Annotated in this window: 23 protein-coding genes; 5 read left to right on the plus strand and 18 right to left on the minus strand. The window is 43.1% G+C overall.

The window, feature by feature from the left end; all coding sequences use genetic code 11:
* Nucleotides 1–26 precede the first annotated feature (26 nt).
* The 6 genes from QWZ17_RS16215 to QWZ17_RS16240 form a co-directional block, all read right to left on the minus strand.
* Nucleotides 27–2,168: a glycoside hydrolase family 43 protein gene (locus QWZ17_RS16215; protein ID WP_290306317.1), complete on the minus strand. Its 2,142-nt coding sequence runs from the start codon at nucleotides 2,166–2,168 to the stop codon at nucleotides 27–29.
* A gap of 30 nt (nucleotides 2,169–2,198) precedes the next feature.
* Nucleotides 2,199–4,178 (minus strand): alpha-L-arabinofuranosidase family protein, encoded by a 1,980-nt coding sequence (locus QWZ17_RS16220; protein ID WP_290306318.1) that lies wholly within the window; start codon nucleotides 4,176–4,178, stop codon nucleotides 2,199–2,201.
* A 44-nt stretch (nucleotides 4,179–4,222) separates the two neighbouring features.
* A complete protein-coding gene (locus QWZ17_RS16225; RefSeq protein ID WP_290306319.1) occupies nucleotides 4,223–5,182 on the minus strand; it encodes a family 43 glycosylhydrolase in 960 nt (319 codons plus the stop codon).
* A gap of 89 nt (nucleotides 5,183–5,271) precedes the next feature.
* Nucleotides 5,272–6,051, minus strand: a complete 780-nt coding sequence (cysQ, locus tag QWZ17_RS16230; protein ID WP_290306320.1) for a 3'(2'),5'-bisphosphate nucleotidase CysQ — start codon at nucleotides 6,049–6,051, stop codon at nucleotides 5,272–5,274.
* A gap of 68 nt (nucleotides 6,052–6,119) precedes the next feature.
* Nucleotides 6,120–6,995 (minus strand): alpha/beta hydrolase, encoded by an 876-nt coding sequence (locus QWZ17_RS16235; protein ID WP_290306321.1) that lies wholly within the window; start codon nucleotides 6,993–6,995, stop codon nucleotides 6,120–6,122.
* A 213-nt stretch (nucleotides 6,996–7,208) separates the two neighbouring features.
* A complete protein-coding gene (locus QWZ17_RS16240; protein ID WP_290306322.1) occupies nucleotides 7,209–10,163 on the minus strand; it encodes a discoidin domain-containing protein in 2,955 nt (984 codons plus the stop codon).
* Between the two features lie 469 nt (nucleotides 10,164–10,632).
* Here QWZ17_RS16240 and QWZ17_RS16245 point away from each other — a divergent pair, with 469 nt between their 5' ends.
* From QWZ17_RS16245 to QWZ17_RS16260, 4 genes are all read left to right on the plus strand, one after another.
* The gene (locus tag QWZ17_RS16245; RefSeq protein WP_290306323.1) at nucleotides 10,633–10,824 is read left to right on the plus strand and encodes a DUF2683 family protein; all 192 of its coding nucleotides are present in this window, start codon (nucleotides 10,633–10,635) and stop codon (nucleotides 10,822–10,824) included.
* A 183-nt stretch (nucleotides 10,825–11,007) separates the two neighbouring features.
* Nucleotides 11,008–12,033 (plus strand): abortive infection system antitoxin AbiGi family protein, encoded by a 1,026-nt coding sequence (locus QWZ17_RS16250; RefSeq protein WP_290306324.1) that lies wholly within the window; start codon nucleotides 11,008–11,010, stop codon nucleotides 12,031–12,033.
* A 211-nt stretch (nucleotides 12,034–12,244) separates the two neighbouring features.
* Nucleotides 12,245–12,640: a hypothetical protein gene (locus tag QWZ17_RS16255; protein WP_290306325.1), complete on the plus strand. Its 396-nt coding sequence runs from the start codon at nucleotides 12,245–12,247 to the stop codon at nucleotides 12,638–12,640.
* A 222-nt stretch (nucleotides 12,641–12,862) separates the two neighbouring features.
* Nucleotides 12,863–13,855: an amidohydrolase family protein gene (locus tag QWZ17_RS16260; RefSeq protein ID WP_290306326.1), complete on the plus strand. Its 993-nt coding sequence runs from the start codon at nucleotides 12,863–12,865 to the stop codon at nucleotides 13,853–13,855.
* A gap of 225 nt (nucleotides 13,856–14,080) precedes the next feature.
* Here QWZ17_RS16260 and QWZ17_RS16265 read toward each other — a convergent pair whose 3' ends face one another.
* Nucleotides 14,081–14,509: a hypothetical protein gene (locus QWZ17_RS16265; RefSeq protein WP_290306327.1), complete on the minus strand. Its 429-nt coding sequence runs from the start codon at nucleotides 14,507–14,509 to the stop codon at nucleotides 14,081–14,083.
* A gap of 175 nt (nucleotides 14,510–14,684) precedes the next feature.
* Here QWZ17_RS16265 and QWZ17_RS16270 point away from each other — a divergent pair, with 175 nt between their 5' ends.
* The gene (locus QWZ17_RS16270; protein WP_290306328.1) at nucleotides 14,685–15,086 is read left to right on the plus strand and encodes a DUF5655 domain-containing protein; all 402 of its coding nucleotides are present in this window, start codon (nucleotides 14,685–14,687) and stop codon (nucleotides 15,084–15,086) included.
* 177 nt (nucleotides 15,087–15,263) lie between these two features.
* Here the strand turns inward: QWZ17_RS16270 and QWZ17_RS16275 are convergent, their stop codons facing one another.
* From QWZ17_RS16275 to QWZ17_RS16325, 11 genes are all read right to left on the minus strand, one after another.
* Nucleotides 15,264–15,890, minus strand: coding sequence for an alpha/beta hydrolase (locus tag QWZ17_RS16275; RefSeq protein ID WP_290306329.1), 627 nt, complete (start codon nucleotides 15,888–15,890; stop codon nucleotides 15,264–15,266).
* A 2-nt stretch (nucleotides 15,891–15,892) separates the two neighbouring features.
* The gene (locus QWZ17_RS16280) at nucleotides 15,893–16,828 is read right to left on the minus strand and encodes a ring-cleaving dioxygenase (RefSeq protein ID WP_290306330.1); all 936 of its coding nucleotides are present in this window, start codon (nucleotides 16,826–16,828) and stop codon (nucleotides 15,893–15,895) included.
* Nucleotides 16,829–17,078: 250 nt separating this feature from the next.
* Nucleotides 17,079–17,924 (minus strand): glycoside hydrolase family 16 protein, encoded by an 846-nt coding sequence (locus QWZ17_RS16285; protein WP_290306331.1) that lies wholly within the window; start codon nucleotides 17,922–17,924, stop codon nucleotides 17,079–17,081.
* A 14-nt stretch (nucleotides 17,925–17,938) separates the two neighbouring features.
* Nucleotides 17,939–18,253, minus strand: a complete 315-nt coding sequence (gene rhaM, locus QWZ17_RS16290) for an L-rhamnose mutarotase (RefSeq protein WP_290306332.1) — start codon at nucleotides 18,251–18,253, stop codon at nucleotides 17,939–17,941.
* Between the two features lie 51 nt (nucleotides 18,254–18,304).
* Nucleotides 18,305–19,363, minus strand: coding sequence for a glycoside hydrolase family 43 protein (locus QWZ17_RS16295; RefSeq protein WP_290306333.1), 1,059 nt, complete (start codon nucleotides 19,361–19,363; stop codon nucleotides 18,305–18,307).
* A gap of 17 nt (nucleotides 19,364–19,380) precedes the next feature.
* Nucleotides 19,381–20,613 (minus strand): DUF2264 domain-containing protein, encoded by a 1,233-nt coding sequence (locus QWZ17_RS16300; RefSeq protein WP_290306334.1) that lies wholly within the window; start codon nucleotides 20,611–20,613, stop codon nucleotides 19,381–19,383.
* A gap of 73 nt (nucleotides 20,614–20,686) precedes the next feature.
* A complete protein-coding gene (locus tag QWZ17_RS16305) occupies nucleotides 20,687–21,985 on the minus strand; it encodes a BNR repeat-containing protein (protein WP_290306335.1) in 1,299 nt (432 codons plus the stop codon).
* An 84-nt stretch (nucleotides 21,986–22,069) separates the two neighbouring features.
* Nucleotides 22,070–23,095 carry a LacI family DNA-binding transcriptional regulator gene (locus tag QWZ17_RS16310; protein WP_290306336.1) on the minus strand — a complete coding sequence of 342 codons (1,026 nt, stop codon included), beginning with the start codon at nucleotides 23,093–23,095 and terminating at the stop codon, nucleotides 22,070–22,072.
* 23 nt (nucleotides 23,096–23,118) lie between these two features.
* Complete coding sequence (locus QWZ17_RS16315) at nucleotides 23,119–23,889, minus strand: hypothetical protein (protein WP_290306337.1); 771 nt, start codon at nucleotides 23,887–23,889, stop codon at nucleotides 23,119–23,121.
* Between the two features lie 193 nt (nucleotides 23,890–24,082).
* Nucleotides 24,083–25,126 carry a LacI family DNA-binding transcriptional regulator gene (locus tag QWZ17_RS16320; RefSeq protein ID WP_290306338.1) on the minus strand — a complete coding sequence of 348 codons (1,044 nt, stop codon included), beginning with the start codon at nucleotides 25,124–25,126 and terminating at the stop codon, nucleotides 24,083–24,085.
* 200 nt (nucleotides 25,127–25,326) lie between these two features.
* Nucleotides 25,327–26,142 carry an SDR family oxidoreductase gene (locus QWZ17_RS16325; protein WP_290306339.1) on the minus strand — a complete coding sequence of 272 codons (816 nt, stop codon included), beginning with the start codon at nucleotides 26,140–26,142 and terminating at the stop codon, nucleotides 25,327–25,329.
* Nucleotides 26,143–26,148: the final 6 nt, after the last annotated feature.

Consider the following 26,148-nt stretch of genomic DNA (forward strand, 5'->3'; position numbering starts at 1 on the left):
CTCTTTTTGTTAGTAGCTATCCAGCATCATTTTTTCACTTGTACCGGCTTAATCCCCTCATGCGTAGGTATTACCGGTTTTATAGTTCCATCACTGTTAAATTCCATTTTGTCGATGCAAACCTCGCGGTTAAAACCGGCAGCATCGCCCATGGTAATACCTTTAGGGTAATTAAAACGGTGATAAACAATATACCATTGATCGGTCCCCGGTATCTGGATTACCGAGTTGTGGCCTGTTCCGTAAATACCTTTAGCAGCATCTTTAGTAAGCACGGTATTATTTGCCGGAATTTGTATAGGCCCGGTCGGCGAGTGCGAAGTGCCATAGTGAACACTATAATCCGGGCTGCGGGTATCATTTTCCGACCACATAAAATAATAGGTGCCTTTACGGTAAAAAACATAGGTACCCTCATTATAATGGGCGTATGGGGTTAAAATTTTGGTGGTGCCCGGCACTAAAGATACCATATCGGCATTTAACTCGGCTACGGCCATATAGCCATTACCCCAATACAAATAATTTTTCCCGGTTTGGGGATCGGCAAAAACATCGGGGTCAATTTGTTGACCACCTTTTACCCCATCGGGCAATTGCGCAAGTAATGGCTTGCCAGAATCTGTAAACGGCCCGGTTGGATCATTTGCCGTGGCCACTCCTATTTTTTGCCCAGCAGCAAAATAATAAAAGTATTTATAGCCATTTTCAGTTTTCTGTTCGATGATGCTGGGAGCCCAGGCATTCTTTTTTGTCCAGCTTACATCCTTCGCTAAATCAAGGATTTTGCCTTCGTCTTTCCAGTTTACCATATCGGCAGAAGAAAAAGCTTTAAAATAAGTACCAGACCAACCGTCAAAACCGTCACTGGTTGGATAGATGTAAAACTTGCCCGTTTTTTCGGCATACAATATTTCCGGATCGGCATAGTAACCTGCTATTGCCGGGTTATGCGTTTCTTCAACTTTTACTTTTACAACCTGCGGCTTTTTACCACCTATAGATACCGAATAATTAACAGCACCCTTGCTAAAATCCTGCGGCACTGCCGGGCTTACCTTTACACCGGGAAACAACAAAAACTCCGGGTTAAACAAATGCAGGTTGGTACCTGGCTTTACAGGTAAATAAAGTTCATTGGCGGCTTCATTAAAAACTATATTGATGTTTTTAATCTGTTTATTACGGGCCGATAGCATCACATCTTCAACAGTTTCCCATTTGGCCGTAAGCGCCGAGGCTTCACGCGCGGTGATAGGCATTACCGTACCATGCCGCGGGTGAAAGTTCATTGATACTTCATCATCTATCAGTTTAAAATGTTCCAGATCATCGGTATGGGTAAACTGGTATTTGCCCTGGGTGTACATATCGTACATTAAAATATAGCCATTGCTATTGTTTAGTTTGAAGGTGCCGGCCCCTTCTACAGGGTCTTTGGTTTGTTGCACATATTTATCGCGCAGCATATAGCCCGATGTAAGCTTATCAGATACCGCTATTTTTATACCAGCGCCCGAGCCTTCAGTTTTAAAAAACAGGTAGTATTTATTGTTTTTATACACAATATCACCATCAATGCATGCGCCGCCATCAGGCTTAAAAAACAGCTGTTTAGGCTCAGTTTCCAGGCCGGTGAAATCCTTATTGGCGTAGGCGTAATAAATTTTATCTGCCTCTTCGCCAAACCGCATCGACCAATAGATCATATATTTTTTCGCCTGCGGGTCATAAATGGTTTGAGGTGCCCATACCCTGTTAACGCCGGCAAATTTGGGAAAGGTTTTAGTAATATCTATTGATACAGATGACCAGTTCACCAGGTTGGTTGATTTAAGTAAAACCATGGCATAATCCGGCCCCCATCCATATTTTTCGGTATTCATATCGGTTGCAACCATGTAAAAGGTTTTGCCATCGGCGGCACGCATAATATGCGGATCGCGAACGCCCCCGGTAGCACTGATAGTAGCGGCATCAAGCACCGGCTGATTTTTATTTAAGGCCCTAAAATGATAGCCGTCATTACTCAGCGCAAAGCGAATGTGTTCGCCGCCTTTACCGCCGGTAAAATAAGTAAATAAATAAGCGCTGAAGCTTTGTTTTGGCTGAGCGATGAGCACAGTGTAAAAACCGATAAAAGCACCTAATAAAACGATTCTTTTCATATATGTAAGTTGTATTGATAATTTAAATTACTATTGGCTTTTTGATACTCGATAACCTTTAATCCTCACCACCGTTAATGAATAAGCAGGTACGGTAAAGTCCCAGTGCTTTTTTAGCGTTATCGGTATTGTTTTCGGAACTATGGCGGTAGGGTGAGCTATAGTATTTGTGGCTTTGGGATCTCCGGTGATTACAGTGATAGCGGCCGACTTTGATAATTTTCCAAGTTTAGATAAATCAGCGGTCCCGGAAAGTGACGCCGGGCCTGCATTCGCAATTTTCAGGATGATATCTCCGGTGGCAGCATCCCTTACACAGGATGCTCCTGCAATGCTATCTGTTAAAGCTTTATCTTTAAAACTCATTACGGCCGGCAAATATTCACTACCCGAATTAACCGCGAACTGTTGCTGCACATAATAATTAACCGTTGGAAAAACCTGCTTGCCATTAAAATAGATGAGGTTAGGGTTCCATGACGTATGACCTATCCGGGCGATGAGGGGCGCGTATGATGCCATTTGAACCACATCTCCGTTACGCTCCAGATTAGTCATATAAACAGCCTCTGACACGGCGTTAAACAGGGTATTACCCCATGATGCATACTCACCAATATATACTTTTGAATGCAGCCGGTTGTAATGATCATAACGATGGGTGTTTTTTAAAAACCATTCCGGCTTTTCGTAATAATGCTCATCAACAATCCCTACAGAAAGTAAGTCGGCCAGTTTCCATCCATTTTCAAAATCATCACCTGCCGGGCTTGGCCCAACAGTGCCGATGATCCTGATCTCGGGGTGAGCTTTCCTTACGGCATCATAAATGAGCCGGAACCGCTCTTCAAAAAGCCCGGTGATCTTGTCTTCATTACCGATGCCAAGATACTCCAGGTTAAACGGTGCCGGATGACCTGCCGCGGCCCGTTTGGCCCCCCAGGTAGAACTTACAGGTCCGTTGGCATATTCTATCAGATCAAGTATATCCTGTATATATGCTCCCATTTCTTCCATAGGGATTCCCTTTTGCCCGGTAGAGCCGATTTTCCAGGTACCGCCTGAATTTTGACAGCTTACTCCAGCAGCCAGCACAGGCACAGGTTTAGCCCCTATGTCTTCGCAAAAACGAAAGTACTCGTAATAGCCTAAGCCAACAGATTGATGGTAATTCCAGATGTCGCGCTGTTCAACCCGTTGCTCCAGGGGGCCAATGGTGTTTTTCCATCGATATATATTGGCAACACCATCGCCATGTACAAGGCAACCGCCCGGGAAGCGCATAAATTTAGGTTTAACGGCAGCAATGGTTTGAGCCAGATCTGCCCGCATGCCGTTTTCGTGCCCTTTAAAAGTTTCGGCAGGGAATAATGACACCATATCAATACCAATTTTGCCGGTTGATTTTACCAGCAATACCAGTTTGGCGCTATCCTCATCAAAATTTACCTTAATCTTTTCCGAATATTTATTCCAACCCTTCTGTGATGCCGTAAACGATGCCGTGCCAAGCTCTTTACCCTTTTTATCAATTAGCGATACCGAAACCGGTAAAGCTTGCGGCGATAGCACATTTAAAAACACCGAGAAGTTATAGTATTTGCCTGCCTGCACCGGGATACCGTCAAAGCCGCTATTTTCAAGCCCTACCCCTTTTTGCCCTGCATCGTCAATATTCAACAATATGTAGTGTGAGTTGTTGGGGTGTATGGGTTTTGCTGTTTCTACAGAAATAGTACCGTAACCAAAACCGTCGGTTTGGTATTTCCAGGCTGTCAGTGAGTTCCAGTCGCGGTTATCAGCCGGGCTGTATTCAAAAGATCTGTTTTGTACCAACTCGGCATACAGGCCCCCATCGGCCGCGTAGCTCAAATCTTCAAAAAAGATCCCAAAAAGATCGGGGCTGATCTTTTTGGCGGTTGCAATAGCGGGCTTTTGTTGCCCGTGAACATCAAACTGCATTAGTGCAAACAGCAATAACAGCAGTCCGTAACGTTTTTTTATGATCATAACAGGTTATCAGGTTTCGGGACGCGATTGGTGCGCATTCCCTTTTAATTAAATGGTTTCACTCCTTTGGTGCTTACTCTTTTGATATTGCCCCCGGCATCAAAATTCAGGCTGTCCAGGCAAAGCTGCCTAAGCACATATGACTCTTTTTGCGGAAAAATGCGGTGATATAATATGTAACGCTGGCCTTTTTCTTCAAAAGTAGTATGATGTCCAGGCCCAATTACGGTGCTATCGGCAGAGGTGCTTAAAATTACCCGGTGCTGGTCTTCTGTGAACGGACCAAGCGGACTATTGCCTTTGGCATAACCCACCTGGTAACTCGCATCAATGGCTTTTCCTTCAGAAAACATAAGGTAGTACACCTTATTACGTTTTACCATATGGGCACCTTCAAAAAAATGAGGGGTAGTTACCTCAACCGGAGCGCCATCAAAAGAAACCATATCTTTTTTCAGTTTCACAGCCATACAGTGCCCGTTGATCCATTTATATCCAGATCCCCAATAAAGATAGGCGCTGCCATCAGCGTCAATAAAACAATCGGGATCGATATTATGCACCGCCTTATAATCAGTTGATTTTACCATAGGTGAGTTATCGCTCTTCAGGTTTTTCCAGGGACCGAGCGGAGTATTGCTAACACCACCCCAAACCTCGCCTCCAACGGCAACGTACATGTAAAACCGATTGTCTTTTCCTTTAACTACAGATGGAGCCCAAACCATTTCATTAAGCGAAGTTGGTGTGGTACAGGCCTGTTTTGTTGGCCAGTTAAGGTGATGCCGTTTAAAGGTTATAAAATCTTTGGTTTCCAGCACAGCCAGCTCCTTATCGCCCCAGGGATCGATGGTGGCATAAATAAAAAAACTGCCCTTGTCCTTCACAATAGTAGGATCGGCAAAATACCCTGGTGTTATTGGGTTGTGAATTATTTGCTGCTGTGCAACGGTTACCTTGCAGCATACGCTGAATGCGAGCATGAAAAACAGGCGCTGTATCATGGCGCAATATAAAAAAAGGCCGGAATATTAATTGTTATTTACACAATTAATATTCCGGCCTTTTTGAGCTATTTTAATCTGTGTTTAATTTATCTCACTTTAACAATAAAGCCGCCATTTAATAGCGATGGTTTATTGTAGTCAAAATGCGCTCCATTTTCCGTCGTCATGATGGCACCGCTGTGAACGGCAATGGCTTGGCCAGCGGCTGTATCCCATTCCATGGTGGGGCCATGCCGGTAATAAATATGGGCTTTACCTTCGGCTATCAAACAAAATTTAATAGAACTGCCGACCGTAAGGGTGCCGGTTATGGGGTATTGCTCAAGCAGGACATTTTCCGCGGTTGAAGCATGTGACCTGCTACCGGCAGAGATCCAGTTTATAGCATGCTTATCGGCATGAATTTCCCGGCTATCTCCTGAAGCTGTCTCTTTCCAGCTACCTATACCCATGCCACCGTAGTACAGGTCACCACTTACAGGTACATAAATAATGCCTAAAACCGGCTCATTTTTGTACATCAAGGCAATGTTTACGGTAAACTCGCCGTTCCGTTTTATAAACTCTTTGGTGCCGTCTAATGGGTCTATGCACCAATAGCACTTCCACGCCTTCCTCACTTCATAAGGAATATTTTCACCTTCTTCTGACATTACCGGAATACCCGGAGTTAAAGCCGTAAGACCTTTCATGATCAATCGGTGCGATGCACTATCGGCAAGTGTTAATGGCGACTCATCGTTCTTTAGCGTCACTTCAAAATCATCCTGATGATAGATAGCCATGATGGCTGCACCTGCCTGTTTGGCCAGCGTTAAAAGGTCATTTATTTCAATTGCGGGACAACCGGGAATAGTAAAAAACATGCCTAAAATTAAATAATTTAAACAAAGGTGGGTGCTGAACTGCCAAACGCCGACAGTATAATGCGTTTTTACAGCGATCCGTTAGCCTTCAATACGTTATAGAAAAACAGGAATTGAAAGGGCACCGCCTTTGACCAATAAGGCCATTCGTGCTTACCCGGGCGTTCGATATAATCATGCGGAACGCCGGCATCGGTAAGCAACTTGTGAAACTCGCGGTTGGGTTCAATCATGATATCCTCAGCGCCACAATCAAATATCAACTTTACATCATTGCCCTTAATCTTATCTATCAATGTTACAGCCGAGTAACCAGGGTATGGGTTGCCGTTCTGTTTTTTGGGACCGAGCAAATGTTCAAAATTTTGATCTCTCGATTTGGCAAAATCGGCGGGTACGTGCCATATAGCAGTATTGATGTCGGCCACACCGCTCATGCTCCCGGCCGCGCAATACAAATCGGGATGCAGGGCAGAAAGATATAATGCCCCATGGCCACCCATGGATAAGCCCGCTATGATACGCCCTTTACGGTCTTTAATAGTATGATACGTGGCGTCAACCTGCTGCACCAGTTCTTTAGTGATAAAAGTTTCGTATTGACTGGTTTTATCTATAGGGCTATCAAAATAATAGCTCATGGGGCCGCCATCGGGTGTCACAATAATTACCTGGTATTGGTCGGCAAGTTTATGGAGCAGCAACTTGTCGTCAGTTTTTGAAAGCCAATCGCGGTAGTTACCTGTGCCACCATGCAATAGGTAAATAACCGGGAATGTTTTGGTAGAGCCTTTGTAAGCATCGGGCAAAACCACCGCGGCTTTTATCACCTTTTGCATTACTTTACTTTGTATTTGCATGGTATCAACCCCGGCGGCAAAACCTTTTACTGCAAACAAGCCCAGCATAACGCTTGTCGCTAAAAATGTAGAAATTGATTTCATAAAATTGGCGATATAAAGATATTGGCCAGTGGTACACCTCAATTAAACAAGCCCTGCTTATTGTGTAATACTAACACAATGATAATAAATTAAATATAGATAGCTATCATTCAAAAAAACATTTACCTCAACAAAAAAAGCAGCCTTTACTTATGGTAAGACTGCTTTCAATTCTATGGGGGTTGCAAGAGGTTATGCGTCTCTACTAAAAGATCACTTTCGGTTATTATATGGCTCTGCTATAAGCCTAACATTATCATTGCCAAGTACATCATCTGCAACCTCAATTTTAACTGTTTTGGTTTCCCCTTTTAACAATGAGAAATAATTATCGTTCATAATAGCCGGTAAAATCTGCTCGCGGGTTGATGTTCGCAGTGCCTGCACCCTGATGCCGAAGGCCACCGCCTTTGATGAAGCCGGGTTGGTAATTTGTGCCGTGATAAAGTACTTACCGTCCACTTTAACTGTCCTGTAATTCACCTTTAAATCTACCTTTGCAATACTGTTCAGGGCTGTATAGTCTCTGCGTTTATTGCCGCGCCAATAAAAATTATCAGAAATGAGTTTACCGGTTTTATCAGTTAGTTTCAGTTTGATGAAATGAACGTCTGTGAGACCCGGACTGGCTACATCGCCCTGGTAAACTTCAAAGTTCCACAACGAGTATCCCCATGAGGTAGCGCGCTCAACACCTTGCATCCGCACGTACCTTGCCGCAGCCTCGGTAAAGGATACCTGTTGCTGCCCCGCCCGGCCATCAGTAGTTGAATAAATATCGCGCCAGTTTTTGGCATCATCAGATACCTGGATCTTGAACGATTTTGGGTAAGCATCCTCCCAATTCAATCCGACACCGTTTACCACCTGTTGCTTGCCTAAATCAACATAAATCCATTCGTTATCGTTATAGTTACTGGCCCAGCGGGTTTTGTTGTTGCCGTCATTCACCTGGCCGGCGTCGCCATTGGTTGATGATGAGGCGTAAACCGGTTTGTTCAACGCCAGGTTGGCCCTGCTCTCGCTCAAATTCAGCCTAAAGCATTCAACGGCCGTGTTTGATAGCGCGTCGATAGCCTGAGTTTGACTATATTGCTTTACCAATTGCCCGTCGAGGTTATAAATTTCGGCCTGGGCGGTTAAACCATCAACATCTGTGCGGGTGGTGTTCACTACTTTTATGGCATTATTAACCGGGTTCCATTGGATGTGGATTGGCTCGCACGCTTTTTTGGCTCCCCAAAAAGCGCCAGTTAAATCATAATAGTAATCATACGTTTGCCATACCATTGATGGATAGGCCGATTGGCTCATCCAGGTCATGAGGCCCGAAGCATCTTCGCCAATATGATCCTGCCAGCCTTCAAACATGGCTTTATTAGTTTCGATGTTTACAAACTGGGCTTTGCGGCAGTAATCTTCAATGCCGGTTGGCGCGCCGTAGCCAACGGTGATGCTGCGGTCGTAATTATCCGGACCGGCATTAAACGCCAGTTCGCCAAAAAAGTGTTGGTTCCACATCTGGTTACGCGGCCACCAGTTTTCTTTCGGCATAAACTTTTTAAAACTTTCAAAGTTGGTGAATACAGCGGTACCCAGTTCGGTACGGAGACCCCAGCCTATGTTGCCGCCGGTGCCTATGGGATAAGGCGTAAAATAGTAACGAGGGTCGCGGTTATCCCAGGGGCCACTGCCAGTTAGGTTTTCGGCGTGCGAATTGGGCTGGTACCAACGGTCGCCGCCATCAAATGTTGCCAGGTTTTCTTTTAACCAGCCATTCACGGGAGCTTCAGACCAGCCTTCGTTTTCGGCACACCAAACCGCTATAGCCGGGTGGTTACGGAAGCGTTTTATTTTTTCGATAACGTTGGCGTTAAAAACATTCAGATCGGCCGGCAGATTGGGGTTAGCATTCAGCCAAAAATCGTCCCAAACCATAATGCCGTATTTGTCGCAGGCATCGTAAAACTCCTCGTCGGTGGTCGAACCAGTCCAGTTACGGATCATGTTAAAGTTCATTTCCTTGTGCAGCCTTACCTTGGTATCGTACTCCTTACCACGGCAGCGCAGCAGGTATTCGGCCATTCCCCAGTCGCCCCCTTTTATAAATACCGGGGTACCGTTAATGGCCACGTGCAGTACATGCCCAACCGTATCATAGCTGTATTTTTTAATTCCGAATTTAAGCTCCTGCACATCAGATACCTCGTTGCCCATAACCAGGCTTAACTTGCAGTTATACAAGTTAGGTTCGCCGTAGCCGTTTGGCCACCATAATTTAGGGCGATTGATCATCAATTGCTCAAAATTCCGGGCATCAAACTTTACCGTAGTAACCCCATTGGCATCCACATAAACCTTTTTGGTAAACTCGATATTGCCTGGGGTGATGACACCTTTAATAAAACCCTGCTGACTGCCTGATGAATTATTTTTAACCTCGACAGCCACAGACAAATCGGCCCGGGCCAGGGTTGGCAATTTGGTTTGAATCCATGGGTCCTGCATGGTCAGGTCGCCTGTATTGCTCAGGTAAACCTTATCCGTAATGCCCGAGTTTAGCCCGGGAACATAAGGTATCCAATCCCAGCTTGCGCTTGCCACATAATTGGGGCTTCCCACATTAGCCAAAGGTTGTTTAGGGATAGATACCAGCAGGGTTAACACATTTATACCCCCGCGATTTACCAGGGCAGTAATATCAAACTGCCCGCGCTGCATAAACCCATCAAGCGTACCCAGTTTGCTGCCGTTTACATAAACATCGGCCTTGCGGTTTACGCCTTTAAAGTTAAGCCAGATGTTTTTTTGCGTATAGTTGGCCGGTATTTTAAATTCGGTACGATACCAGAAACTGCGATCGTACTTAGCACGATCAACCTTGTAAATGTTATCGCCAAAGTTGGGGTCTTTCTCTAACCCGGCAGCTACGTACGATGCAAAAACAGTTCCCGGTACTACCGCGTTTACCCAGTTAGCCATGTTATAATTGGGTTGGATAATATCAGCGGGATTGCTTACATCGGCCTGTGGCTTTACCTTCCATATCTGGCTGGCCGAACTGTTTAAATAAACAACATTTGACTGGGCAAATAAATTGACGCCTTGCAACAAAACAGCAAGCGAAACAATAAGCGCTTTTAAACTAAAAGTATAGCTTTTAAACATGAGCTGGGTTTAATTAACGGGGAATAATTTTATTGGCAGGCAAATGTATTTTGCAGCTATGTTTCAAAAAATGGATAAACTTATAAATGGGATGGACTATTCGATTGGGGTGGAAGGTTGGGATATTGGAATTTTATATTAGGTCAGCGTTGGGTTTCGCTGAGCTGTTAAATAAGGAATAGATTATTGTAGCCTTTGTGGTATCTGAAGCACAGCAAGACATAAACAAGGCTCAGACGACTCACCCCCGACGAGGCTGCGCCCGTCTCCCCCTCTCTCCGACTGCGTCGCATAGAAGGGATGAAAATTTTCTCTTCCTCATCACTCTTTGCGGATTTAGCCGGAGGACGGGCGGTACAGCGAGCGTAGACTGGGTGAGTCGAAAGCGGTGTGTTAAGAAATAGGTCTAAGCGGTTTCAATAGGCTGTTGAATCGTAGTTAGTTCTGATATAAATTAATATATTTATCTATGGAATCATTAATAATGCACCCTCAAAACAAGGAACAGCTACTGGCTTTAAAAGCTGTTGCGAGAGCATTGAAAATAAGTTTTGAAATCTCGAAAAGCCCGTACAACCCGGACTTTGTAGCTATGGTAAAAGATGCCGAGAAACGAGGTAATTATAAAACCATAGATCCGACTGATATATGGGCGGTTTAAACTCAAAAATAGAAGAAGAGTCGAATTGTTTGTAAAGCGATACTCAAATATCGTCAAGTAATTTCGTCGGTAAAGCCGTTTGTTCGATTCGTGTTAAGAATTTCGACGCAGCGTAGGGCTAAAGACAATAAAAAATACCCAAACTAAAAATGTGAATATTTTAGCTTAATCTTAAATTTATAAATGAACGACGATAAAAAAATATCGCTTAAATGGGCAAAAGAGAAGAATACCACTCCTACTTTTGAACTGACGCCAATAGAAAAACCGGATATGTCCCCTTATCTAATCCACCTTACAGAAAAAGGAAGTTTGCTTGGAATTTTAAAGGGGAGCAATCAAGGATCATCCATATCAAATCGTGGACATTTAAACGCAAGTATACCGATTTACGCTACACCACAATTTCATTCACCCGTCGTATGCTTTACGGAAAGCCCCATTTTTGCGTTGGACTTTTTCAGAAAACGAAGTTTAAAACGTTTTACTCAAGATCAACGTTACGGGATAGGCTTTTCCAAGGCCAAGATGATTCGTGATTATGGTGTGCGCCCCGTTGTTTATCTGGATAAAACGACCAATAGCAAATTTCAAATTATCTGTAGTAAGATTGAGTTGCAAGAATGTAAGTTATCAGACGATGCAGGGCAAAATAAAAGTCTTTTGAATTTTTTTAAGGAACTTAAACCTCTGATTTTTCCAATGTTTGAGGAAACTCCACTGCAAGGTTTTATGTGGGAAAGAGAGTGGCGCTACCCTAATGCATCAGGCTTGAGTTTCCATTACGAAACTATTGAAATAATTTGTTGTCCTGCAGATGAAAAGCAAGAAATCATGCAAGTCTTAGGTGATAATGCTACAAAAGTCACATTCATTGAAAACTGGCGAGAATACAATGAACTTACCGGATATTTAAAAAACAAAGACATAATTAAAAATGGAGATATGTTGATTGAGAATGAATATGACATTGGAATTCTCATGCAAATGCAATTTGAAATATTTGAAAAATTAAATACGCTTCAGAACTATAAAAATGCATTGAAACATATTGATCCGAACCTTCATACAGCGCAGGTCGATGATTTATTGGACAAATTCATGATGTACGATTATCGAGTGCAGTTACAAATTGAAATGTGCGAGGGCTATGAACAAATTAAATTTGAAGAAATGCAACAGGCCTATTTAAGAGAATATCGTTTTTAAAAACTTACAATTTCGTAAGATCTATGAAATTTATTATATCGATTGGGTCGACAATAACTTTATTTTTTTTTTTATTTTTTCAAACTGGAACAGAGAAATTTTCTAATTTGTTCGGCATCCAACAACTTCGATTTGCTAAAGGCAATATCAAAGAAGTATTCGGTGACGCATTAGCCACATTAAAAGGGAGTATCAAATAACTACATAATATATGAAAGCAGATGTTCAATACAATGATTTTAAGGGGACAGCAGCAGCTGATATCTCTGATTTTTTAGGATCTAAGTTTGGCGATAATTTAGAAAGTTTTGGGAGATACTTCAAGTTGGACTTGGAGCGATTTAAAGTTATCGGTATATCTATATACGGAACAGAAAACTTTTACATATCACTATTCTGCGTCGATAAACAAAAAAGCACAACGGTTAAGGAACACATTGTGAGTATGTCCATTGATGTAGACGACAAAAAAGAAATATTAGATTTTCTTTTCAAAAGGCTTCATGTCGTTCTTCATTCAAGATTTGACGAAAAATATCCGAATTTAAGATATGATGAAGAGATAGATTATAGCGATTTTCACGAAATTGACTCCGATGATGAATAGCTTTTTCGTCTACTTGAAAACAAACCCTGAGCTCGGCTACTAACTGACCCACATTTTGATAACCATATCCAAAGTCTCAGCATCTTTTCTCAAGGAAATCCTGAAGGAACTCCCCAAAAAAAATATGGACGCAATCCATATTTTCATCCCCCCAACTATTTCAACTTTTTACTCTCAATCGCTTAGTATTATTTTAAATTGCTTAATCAATACTTTATCAGCTTGAATAAATTAACAATAGCGGTTTTATTTTTTAGTGTTTGTACCATTAGCCTGAGGGCCCAGGTTAAACAAGGCAACTATACCGACTACCACGTACACCTGCAGGATTCGGCAACCGTGGTGCTGAATGATAAAATGTTAAAGGCCATTCACCAGGCTCCTACCAAAATGGACTCACTTGTTTTGGATGCTGATACCATTACCGGGCGGCTCGATAGGGCTAAGTTTCACTCAGCTTTTATCCTTTCAAACGCGTATCTGTTTGGTTCGCCATTGGTGCCGGTTGCCAATGAGTATGACGAGGTAAAAAAACAAAACGACTGGATAGCCGTGCAGGCCGAACGTTACCCTGATAGGTTAAAACCCTTCTTGAGCGTAAACCCTTTAAAACCTTATGCTTTAAAAGAGATACAAAGATGTGTAAACAGTAAACGCTTTTACGGCCTTAAGCTACATTTTGCCAATAGCGAGGTAAATCTTATGAGCAAGGCACAGGTTAAGCAATTACAAAAGGTATTTGCTATAGCCAATAAAAATCATTTGGTAATGCTGGTACATTTCAGGAGCGGACAAAAATGGGATGGACTGGCTAATACACGCATTTTATTACATCAATTAATGCCGTATGCAAAAAACACAAAAGTGATTATTGCCCACATGGCCGGCTGGGGCGGATACGATAAGCCTATGGACGCCGCGCTTGGAGCCATAAGCACCTACCTGCATCAAAACAGCAGTCACCATAACTTATACCTGGAGGTTAGCGCTGTATTCCCGCTCAGCTTAAATGAGGACTATAAACCCGCCAAACGCAAAACCGACTGGGATGCCGTTGTCGCCCTCAAAAAACGCGTCGCGCAAATAGGCACCGAGCATATCGCCTTTGGTACAGATTGGCCTTTAATTGATATTGAGCCCTATATTGGTTTACTGACACAAGCTTTGGGAGCAGCAACTGTACAGCAAATTTTAAATACGCGGGTATTAAAATAATTAATTTTACAGATTTAAAATATTGATAATCTGAAAGTTAAAATAAAAATCATCTTAAATCCAAACGTCATACCGAACTTGTTTCGGCACCCCACTCACCGTGTATACATCATGCGGGTTACCTGTCCTGTGGGGTCCTGAAACGAGTTCAGGATGACTTCTTTTGTAACCTGTTATAGGTGGGCATGAAGCAATAAGGAATTTTATATATCTTCAAAACAACCTCTAAAGAATACGCGGCTTGCTAATCGAGCCGAAAATATTAGCCGCTTTAGCCCCAGGCAAAAATGGGTATTGAAATTCATCAGCCGGTTTAATTTTTATCCACCCGGTAACCGCCATGGTATTTGAGGGATGAAATATATTAGTCGTGTCGGTATTACTGGTATTGGTCGACTCAACAGCACGCATACCCAGGCTCATATTGAGCGGAGCATCCATTAAATTTAGTTTTTGAGACGCGTTGAGCGCGGAAGTATAGTTTGCAAGTGCTGACGTGCCGATTTGGGGAGCACTAAAATGCCAGCCCGATTTAATATTTGCGCGGAAGGTAAAGGCTTCTTCTGTGCAATGCAATTCGGCTGGTCCGGAGGATTGCGCTTTAACCATATTGGTAAATAAAACTGCGGCGACTATAAAGATTGATGTTTTCATGTTTTTTAAATTTATAATTTAAAGATACCCTGTTAAACCGCCAGAGCCAATCAGCAAAAGGTTCAAACGGACAAGCCGCCTGCCGAAACAGACATTTAATAACCCTGACCGTTTTAGCGGGAACGCGAATAAATTTATACCTTAACATTATAAATTCAACACAAGCAAAAATCAAATGACCTGGATTTGCCCAAAATGCGAGCGTGAGCTAAAAAACGAAAAGCAAACGCACTATTGTGCCAAGGTAAATCTGGACAGCTTATTTGAGGGCAAAAGCGCGGAACTGGTGCTCGCCTTTGATAAATTACTTTTAGAAGTTGCCGACTGGGATGATGTAGCCATTAGCACCACACCCAACTGCGTGGTGTTTGTACACAACCAAACTTTTTTGGTGGTAAAGCCAATGAAAGCTGCATTAGATGTAAAGTTTTATTCAATGTTGCCATTAACCGATCTCAATCCTTACAAAAGCTTATTTTATTCTGGCAGATATGCCAATCACTTCAGGATTTCAAAGGTGGAGGAACTAACGCCTTTGATATTCAGGTGTGTTAAGGAGTCGTACGAATTGTTGTAGAACACTAAAGCTTTAGTAAAGAATAACAAAGCGACGAAAACTTACGAAGTTTTGAAAACTTCGTAAGTTTGGATATCCACGCGGCTATTATTTATTAAAGATCATCTTAACGACTAACAAGCCGACGAAAACTTACAAGTTTTTGAAAACTTCGTAAGTTTGGTTCTCCCCCTGTTGTTATTTATTAAAAATCAATTCATTAGCCAGCACTATCTCGGGCATGGAAATAGTGTGCTGCCTGCCTTTGTATATTTTAAGGGTGACATTGGCATTTAACCCCTGCATAACCTTTACACTGTCCTCTACCCTGTTTACGGGCACATGCGGGTCGGGATCGCCGGTGGTTATGAGGATTGGGGTGTTGTTAAAATTGCCTTTGTAATGATCGGTTATCAATTTCTCGCCAATCAACCCGCCGGTAAAGGCTACCGCGCCACCATAAGTTTGGGCGTTGCGGGTGATGTATTCCAATGTTAAACAAGCGCCCTGCGAAAAGCCCAGGAAATAGATTTTCTCTTCGGGGATACCATCGGCCTTAACTTGTTTTACCAGTTCGCCTATCACTTCAATAGCCGAATCAAGGGCAGGCTGATTTTGCTCGTCGGGAGCCATAAAGCTATAAGGATACCAGCTGTTGTTGGTGGCTTGCGGCGCGTAAATGGCAAAATCTTTTACGTTAAGTTCATTGGCCAAAGCGGCTATGTTTTGCGCCGTACCTCCCCTGCCATGAATCATGATTAAAGCAGCCCCGGCGCTTTTTGCCGGGGTGCCTGCTGTTATATATTTTAACTGATGGGTGTACATGATCAATATAATTGAGGTAATGTTTTTTCGAGCGTACTGCGAAATTTTTCGTGTTGTACTGGTAATTTCAAATGAGTACCTAATTCTTCAACCGGTTCATCTACATCAAAACCGGGGTTATCGGTAGCCAATTCAAACAATACACCTCCCGGTTCGCGGAAGTACAACGAATAGAAGTAGTTTCTGTCAATCTTATCGGTAATGTGTAAACCAAGAGCCGCGATTTTTTCACGATATTCCATCAAAGTCCGCTCGTCTTTAACCCTGAAGGCCACATGATGAACAGAACCACCTGCTACATGGCCGGCAACTTCGCCTGCTACTTCAACCAGATCAACTATCGCCGCGTTTTCAACCGCGCTGGTTACAAACCTGTAACGGTTTACGTTACTTTCTAATAACTGGTAACCAAATACACCGGTCAATATATCGGCAGTTGGCTGCATTTTATTGGTGGTGATGGTGATGCTGTGAAAACCTTTGGTAGCGTTTTCGGCTTTTACTTCATCAGTTTCCCATGGTAAACGGGTATCGGTATTTTTTGAGGCTATCAGTTCCAGTTTTAAACCATCAGGATCTAAAAAAGTAAGGTATGGCTCGCCAAATTTTTCGGCCACTTTATTGTAGATCACGTTATGTTTTTCAAAACGGTTCAGCCAAAAATCAAAACTGCCTTCGGGTACAGAGTAACCAATTTCGGTAGCCTGGCGTGCTCCCCTCCTGCCGCTCTGGATGTTTTCCCAGGGGAAGAAAGTTAATATTGAACCAGGGGTACCTTGTTTATCACCATAGTATAAATGGTAAGTTTCGGGATCATCAAAATTTACTGTTTTTTTAACCAGGCGTAAACCCAAAACATTGGTATAAAAATTATAGTTGCGTTTGGCATTGCCTGCTATTGCTGTAATGTGGTGAATGCCGTTGATTATATTTTCCATGATGTTGTTTTTGTTTGTTGATATCAAAATTACGGCCATATACCACAACAAAACTTGACCTACAACAAGAAATGACTGAGGGGGGATAAAAGATTATGGGAGCAAGGAATAAGGACAGGAAAGGGATGAAGGATTTAGGGAATAAAGACCGTTAAGCGGATTAAGGATAAAAGGACGAGAGAGCAAGGACAAGAAGGCGGACAAAGGGTAGATAGATGAAAGAGCAAGAACAGGAAATTTAGATTTTGCTTTATTTCCGTTGATAAACCCTCACGTAATCAACTTCATAGCGGCGCGGAAATTTGGTTGCTGATGGGTCGCCGCCGTTATCGCCGCCAAGGGCCATGTTGAGTAATATGTAATGCGGTTGTTTGAATGGGTTAAAACCGGTGCCATCCTGGTTTACCAACTGAGTAAGTTCAACGTGGTTTAACAATTGATCGTCAACATACAGACTGATTGATTTTTCGTCCCAGTCCATGCGCCAGGTATGAAATTGCCGGCTCCAGTTTTTACTAAATGTCGCCATTGGCGTTTTTGTGCTGTACCATTTGGCTTTATATCGTGTGGCCGTACCACAGGCTATGTTAGCCAACAGGTTGTTATTGTAGTACTCCATAATATCTATTTCGCCGTTTGAGGGCCAGGGTTTATCAACACCTAAAGTCCAAAAGGCGGGCCATAGCCCTGCGCTTACATCAATACGGGCACGCATTACCATACGGCCGTATTGCCAGCTGTGCAGTCCGCTGGTATTCATACTGGCAGCTGTGTATTCAATAAACGGTCGGTTTGTTTTCCAATCAGAACTATTCGGCACATAGTTAGGATTAGGCAGATGTTCTTTCTTTGCTTCGATAATGAGCAATCCCTTGTGGCAGCGGGCGTTTTGTGGCTGGTACCATTGCAATTCGTGATTGCGCGCAAAACCATGTTCATAAGTCCAGTTGGTGCTATCGGGAGCCCCCTCTTTATTAAACTCATCGGCCCAAACCAATTTATAGTTATCGGAGGTATCGGGCTGCAGTTGCTGGCTCTTAGCTGTAAGATGCAGCAAAAAGCCTAAACAAAGTAGCCCTACAAAAGCCTTTTTCATAAATAACATTAAGTTTACGGCAGGTAAAACATTTTAACCAACCGACTGCTAACCGGCGAATGATCAGCATTGCTATCCATAATATCACTCATATACAGCCACCATTTTTGCATAACCGGGTTTTGCGGCAATACTGCTAACGCGTCAATATCGGCTACTTTGTAAGTTCCAAACAGGGTGTTGGTCTCTTCATCCAGGTAAATATAATAATCGCTTATACCACTTTCTGTTAGCAACGCGGCCAACTCGGGCCAAATCTCGTCATGACGTTTTTGGTACTCCTGGGCCTTGCCGGCATAGAGTTTCATTTTAAAGGCTAATTGCTGCATTTCATCACTTTTTAAAAACGGTTAAATTCCATTGATCCATCCAGCTTATCTCTATATCATCGCCTTTAAAGGTAATGGGTAACCACAGGTAGCGGCCATCAATGGCATCTTTGGGCGTCCATTTATCGGCCATAAAAATAAAAGCATCCTTTTACCGGTTACCGGCAACACATAGGTGCTTTGGCCTCCAAAGGTAATTTCGGCACCTTTACCTACGCAGGGATTGCCGTGATAAACCCATGGACCGTAAATAGATTTGGCCGTAAACCAGCGTGCCGGGTTCGGCGCCCAGCCTGTTGTACCAGAACCAATCATGTAGTAAATTCCATGGTGTTTAAAAATAGCCGGCGCTTCTGTTTGATGACCTGCATAAACCCGGGCAAATTTACCGGTATGGCCGGTGTAGGTATCGTTCAGCTCTGCAATATCCAATGTATAATTCTCCTCGGCAGAAAATATGTGATAGGCTTTACCGTCATCGTCCACAAACACATTCATATCCCGGGCCATTTGTCCGCCGGGCAGGTCGCGGCAAAAAAAGCCTTCACTTTCATTAGCAGGATGAGCGCAATTAACTTTTTCGTTATCCGGCGTTCCTTCAGGATATATTGGCATAAATCCCGCGTTGGGGCGATAGCTTTTAACAAATGTATACGGGCCGGTTACCTTATCAGCTGTGGCAACTCCCGCGCGTGCTGCTTTATAACCCTGGCCACGCAGTTCAAGGTGAAACCACATGACATATTTTTTTGTTTTGGGATTATAAACCACTTTAGGCCGTTCAAGGATACAACCTTTGGCAATATCATTGGCCGTATCGGGCGAAACAGTTAGTGCTATACCCTCGTCCTTCCAGTTATACAAATCTTTTGACGAATAACAATGTACACCAACCATGGCCCGGTTACCGGCATCGCCCGCAATTTTGTGTTCGCCAAACCAATAGTAAATGCCGTTTTTATAAAGCATGCCGCCACCATGCGCGTTTATGTGGACACCCTTATTATCGGGCCATATAGCACCCGGATTAAAGCTGTTTAATTTAGTTTGGGCAATGCCCAAATTGCCTAAAAGCAGTAAAAAGGGCAATAGTAATCTGTACGGTTTCATAGTTTAAATGTGTGCTATTATTTTTTTATGTCGAGGGCATGGTCGGCAGGTACATCCTGTCCGCTCCAAACCTTTACCGCCGTCCATGGCTCATCGGGTGCCGACCAAAATAGATCGGTAGCCGACAAGCCCAGTGGCAAAAACGCGTTAGTACAAATGTACAGGCTGCCGGTAGTAATGTAGAAATCGGCCAGGCCGGGCTGCTTACCACAAAGGCCGATATTAAGCCATCCATCCGCGGTAAATGTTTGCGGTGCGCTTAACGTTTTTGTAATCATGGCGGTTAAGGCACATCTTACCTGGGCAGGTTTCAGGCTTTCGGGAAGTTGCTTTTTATAGGCGATGCTGGCTAAGTGATGAAATACACCTCCCCTGTAAACTATTGATCGGCCTGTGGCGGGGTAACTGCCATCGGCATTAATCATTCGTTCCAGTATCTGAGCATAACGCTCGCCAATAACAAGCTGCTGTTCCTGCTCATGTAAGTAAGTTTTCTTTTTGGCGTTTATTTCATCCAGAATGGTGCTCAAATAAGGTTGAATTACGATACTGTTATAATAATCTAAATGAAAATTCATTCCGTCGGCATACATCCCATCCCCTACGTACCAATGCTGGGTAAATTCGCGGATGCCAAATTCAACCCGCAGGGGATCGTACCCCAAATCATATTTGCATAAAAAGGCTTCTATCATTCCAGAAAAAAGCACCCAGTTTGAATAGGCCGGGACAGTGCTACGCGTGGCTTTCAATGCCTCTGTTAGCTGCACTTTAACTTTTTCATCCAAATGTTCCCATAGCCACGGTGCCCTAACTAAACCCAGGGCCACAAAAGAGGCATCCACTAAGGGTTGCCCACCTGTCCATTGCATATAATCTTTAGCATGCGGATTTACGGCATTGGCAATGGCCTTTAAAGCCCAACCGCGATATTGATCGCGAAGTTTGATCTCTTCGGTATCGCCGCCTTCCAACTGTAACCATGGGGCTATACCGCTTAAAGTACGCCCAAATGCTTCCAGGTAACCAACCTTAGTACGATTTTCTTTGTCATCTACCCTATCAGATAGCATCATTGGCATCTTTTGTTTAAGCTCATCGGCGGCAAGGTTTGACATTACCGGTCGGGCCACCCTATCCATGTAGCTTAGCCAAAGTTTGCGGGTTAATGCAGGGCCGGCGCTTTTCTTTTGTGCCAATGATAGCATTGGGATAACTATCAGCAGAAAATAAATTAAGATCTTTTTCATCGGCAAAAAATTTATAGCTCAATATAACGACCCGTTTTTTGAGAAACGGGTTAATTTAATGCATCTCGTTCATCTACCTTATTGGTGGCTTCCATTCAATCACCTCAACAGGTTGTGGCGCGGCTTTGGCGTTCCCTTCGCCATCTACCTGGGTAGTTGACTGCACAAACAAGTTAAGGATTTTTTTATCCCGCCAAAGTTCGGTATCATAAGTTGGCTCCCACGAACCTACCGATGCTGTACTGAGATCGCTGAGCTGCCAGTAGTTATTTTTAAGATCATCGTTTACAGCTATTGATACTTTACTCCCCCGTTCTTCGTCTCTAAAAACCATCGCGACAGCTATTTTACCACCTCGTTTCCAGGCCAGTATCTGCGGGCGCGAAATGGGGATACTTTTGGTTCCGGTACCGCTAAGACTAAATGATGTTTTACGAAAGCCCAGATCGGCAACCTGCCATTGGTTGTTGATGTTGTACACCAGGTGATATTGTGGTGCCCGGTCATTTATGCCCTGCCAGTAAGTAGCTATATAGGGGTACCCTTGCTCATCGGCAAACATGGAGGTTTGATTGATGAGTTCACTTTTTTGAGGGATGATGCAGGCATACTCGGCAGTAGTTGCCCTAATAGGTAAGGTATATTTTTCGCCCGAAAGCTTTTGCCAGGTTACGCCACCATCGGCAGATTGCGCGTAACAAAGATCATGGTTACTGGCCACATCCGGCGATTCGCGCCATACCCATGACAGGTGCAGCGTACCTTTTGCATCCATAGTGGTTTGCCAGTAAGCATTGCGTTTGCCCTCGCCATCAATCAGGTTGTTTTGCACACGCACCCAGGTTTTTGTTTTTAGCCGATACCGGTTCAATACCAGGTTTCCATTCCCCGATGCGCCATCGCGGTAAAAAAACAGCAAATCGCCATTTGGCATTTTATAAAATTCGGGATAGGTTAGCTTGTCTTCTTTTATGCCGGTCATGGGCATTGGGGCGGTTAACTCCAAACTTCCCGGACTTACACTGCGGCAATAATTTAAAGGCTGATTGTGGTGCCCCCAGGTTACGTGTAAATAGCCATCGCCATCAACCATAATGCTGATGCTCTTATGGGCATCAGTTGCATCGCCTTTATAAGCGGTGCGTTGTGTTTGCCAGGTTGATGAGCTTTGTTTACGTTTTGCCAGCACCACAGATTGCTCATCATCATAAAAAGCGGCGTATTGCGTTCCTTTGAAAGTAACCAATGAATTTTTGCGAAATACTACCGTATTTACAGAATTACTGGCCCAACCATTAGTTGCGATTGTGCTTATTTGTGCACCCGCCGTTTGATAAGTTATTGTAACGATCAAAAACGACAGGATCAGCATAGTCGCTCTTTTTATGTTATAATGGCTTTGCAACATCAATGCATTCAATTTAAACTATAGCCTTTATCACAACCCGCCAATCAGTTATTCGGCTTTTGATACCGATGATTGCCTTTCTTTAAAAATGGCAGGCACAATGATCTTTTTCCTTTTCCGATCTGACCCAGTATGTTCTATCTGCTCCAAAAGCAGGTTCACCATTTGCTCCGAAATTTGCAGCAACGGCTGGGCCATAGCTGTTATACCTGGTTTAAAAAGTTTAAACACGTCGTGATCATCAAAAGAAATCACACCCATATTACCTGGGATGCTCAATTTTAACCTGTCAATAGCTTCAATACCCTTGATGGTAAGATAATTGGTACCGAAGAACAAGGCATCTATTTGCGGATTTTCGGTAAGGAACAGAACAATATCATCTATACCGGATTGATTTACTTTTGAGAAACTAAGCTTTTTAATATATGGCGTGAAACCATGGTCGTTTATCGCTTTTTGGTAACCCTGCAAGCGATCCTGCATCTGGGTTTGTTCAGAATCGAGCGTTACAAAACCAATGTTTTTATAGTTATGGTCAATTAAATAGTTTACCGCTTTGCAGGAGCTTTCCAGGTTGTCAACTATCACCGTATCGGTATCAATAGCTTTATAATACCTATCAAACAAAACCAATGGGATATGCTCATTAAGCAAACCGGTAATATCGCTTTCCAGGCCTTCGGGCGGACATATAATAAATCCGTCTACATGCCTGTCTCTAAACAAATCTATCAGTTCAATGGCTTTGGCGGTTTGGTTTTTGGTACTGCCGTAAATAATTTTGTAGCCATGCTGATTAAGCAACTCTTCTACATGGGCGGCTACCGTCGAGAAAAACGGATCGGCAATATCCTCAATAAGCAGGCAAATAATTTTGGTTTTACCGGTACGCAGGCTTTTGGCCAGCATATTGGGTTTGTAACCAATTTCTTCTACATACTTTAATACCCGCTCGGTTTGGGCTTCGCTTAAGCCAACCTGTTTTGATTTACCGTTCAAAATCAATGATACGGTAGTGATAGAAATATTTAGCTGTGCAGCAATATCTTTAATGGAAACCTTTTTTTTCATTTACGCCGCTATATAAAATACGTCTATTTAAGTACCGGTATCTGTTTTAATAACCAGACCGATACATCATTTGCTGCCTTATCATTTTCAAAACGGGCGGGCAGCCTCCCGTTTGTATACTCGTTATATAACCAGGGATCGCCAACGGCCATCACTGTTCCTTTACCATATTTTGCTGTCGCGATAATAACCGCGTCATTCTTTTTTAAGGCCGCTTTTGCCGGGCCGCTTATGGCTATGGAGCATACATCCTTCATGAATATATTACCCGCGGTAGCAAACATGTCATTACCCGTGGTAACAATTGCGCCATCATCAAAATGATCGTCGTTAATTACGTGGTTTTGCAAATCGTTATTAAAATGCATCCCAAACTTAGCGGCCAGGGTGTTAAAATGCGGTAATTCCACATTGGCGCTGTCATTAGCCAGCATTACCAGTACACCACCGCCTTTTACCCATTTGGCAATAACTGTGGCATCTTTTTCATTGATATAATTGGGATTGGGATTTTCCTTTTTTGTATCCGGATCAACAATAATATAAACTGCCGACTTTTTCAGGTTAGCCGCAGTGGGAGCTTCGCCAAGCGTATCCAGCGTGGCACTTAATTTTTTAAAGGCATCTCCCCAGATAGAAAAACCTGTGTTAGCCGTTTCATCCCACAAATAATGAAAGCGTTGCTTTTGGCCGGCTGCGTTGTTGTGCACTTCGTGGTTAAAATAATAATCTAACGTAACTACCTGTGCCTTTGCTGAAAAACATGCCGGTAATACCAGCAAACTCAACAACATTTTTTTTAAATACAACCCGCGGCGCATAATTGTGATCCGTTTTTTGAATTAATTATTTTAACAATTGGTTATCAAATGTATTGTGGTGTACAGGTTTTTATCGCGCAGGAGCAAAAATTATTTACTACATCGATTGCGTAGCAAGATAGCTTAAGATTTTGAAAAAAAGCCATTTTGATTGAAAAAAATCGTTTTAGGGTTTAGTTTTTATTGATTTTGAGGAATCCCGGATAAAAACTTCGGTTGGGAGCTCAACGGTTTCAAATTCGGTAACGGGGCGTTTACTTTCTATTAAGTTAATAAGCATTTCGGTAGCTTTTTTCCCCATTTCAAAACAGGGCTGATAAACAGTACTTAAGGAAGGGTTCATCACATCGGCCAGTTGGGTGTTGGTAAAACCCAGTAAAGCTATATCTGTAGGGATGCGGTATCCCATTTTGTGTAACAGTTTAAGGGTTGTGGTAGTAATCCTGTCTGATGCGGTAAAAATGGCATCCGGTTTATCGGCAGATAGAAGCAGGTCGTTTAAAGCGTTTTCAATTTCTACCACATCCTTACCACCATGCAGGCAATATTTGATATAATTTTGATTAAGCGCTATGTTGTGATGATCCAATGCAAGTTGGTATCCCTTCAATCGCTCGGTTGTTATAGAAATATTGGGCGAGCTGGTAATATGCGCGATTTTGTGATAACCAGCTTCAATTAGCTGCATGGTGGCATCGTATGCTCCCTTGCAATTATCGGCAGTAACTTTATGAGTGTCAATTTCATCACTTACCCTATCAAAAAAAACTATAGGTAACCCTTGCGCGTGAAGTGATTTGAGGTGGCTTACATCATTGGTTTCTGTCGATAAAGAAATCAGCAGTCCATCAATGGAGCGAAAAGTCAGGTGGTGCACATTTAGTTTTTCCAGTTCGTACGATTCGTGGGTTTGGGTTACAAACACATTATAGCCCCTATCATAAGCAACAGACTCGATGCCGTCAATTACCTGCGCGAAAAAGTTATTGTCAAAGGTAGATACTACAATGCCGATTAGTTTGCTATTGCCTTGTTTTAAACTTTGAGCCATGGGGTTTGGCTTATAGTTGAGGCGCCGGGCACATTCAAGCACCAGTTTTTTGGTTTTTTCGCCTATTTCATGACTATCCTTCAACGCTTTTGAAACCGCCGAAGTAGAGATACCCAATTCCCTGGCAATATCTTTTATAGTAACAGCCCCAAACTTCATCAGCAAATCTTTAGATTTATTTCACAAGTTTAAAACTAATAGCTAAAAATGTGAAATAAAGCTAAAATTTAAAGGCATTTCCCGTAGAGACGCAATATTTTGCGTCTCCCGAATGCAAATCGAACACACAAATCAGCTATGCAAGTTCGCTCTGTATAGCTGGAGACGCAAAATATTGCGTCTCTACAGAAAAAAGATATTTATACGCCCCCAAATATCGAAAACCCGCCATCAACGCAAATCATTGATCCGGTTACAAACTTTGAGGCATCGCTCAGTAACCACACCAATGCGCCAATCAACTCATCCGGGTGGCCGAAACGTTTAAATGGAGTTTGGTTTATGGCCAACTGCCCACGTTGGGTATAACCTCCATCGGGCGTGGTAAGCAAGTTACGGTTTTGTTCGGTAAGGAAAAAGCCTGGTGCGAGGGCATTCATGCGGATGGCATCGCCATAACGGTTAGCTAATTCAACTGCAAACCACTGGTTATAGCAATCAACAGCGGCCTTGCCAATATTATAACCCAACACTTTGGTTATTGCCCGTTTGGAGTTCATTGATGAGATATTGACAATGCTGCCTTTGCCGGTTTGAGCAATGGCTTCGCCAAATATCTGGGTGGGGATGATAGTTCCCCAGGTGTTTAAATCCATAACGGTTTTCATACCGGCTATGTTCATTTTAAAAATATCTTCATCGGGCTGCAAAACGCCTTGTGGCATATTGCCCCCCGCTCCGTTTACAAGGCCATCTAATTTGCCAAAGGTATCCAGCAGCTTGGTTTTTGCGGCTTGTAAGTCGGCCTCGTTTAAAACGTCGGCTACCAGCGCAAGGGCTTTACCACCATTTTTGTTGATAGCATCCGCGCGTTCTTCGGCAACCTGCGCGTTACGACCTAAAATACCTACCGCGCCGCCCGCGGCTACAATACCGTTTACAAAGGCGTTACCTAATATACCTGTACCACCGGTAACTACAATTACTTTACCGGCTAATGAGAAGTTGTTTTCCACTTTAAA

It is taken from the genome of Mucilaginibacter flavus, from assembly GCF_030409315.1.
Lineage (GTDB): Bacteria > Bacteroidota > Bacteroidia > Sphingobacteriales > Sphingobacteriaceae > Mucilaginibacter > Mucilaginibacter flavus.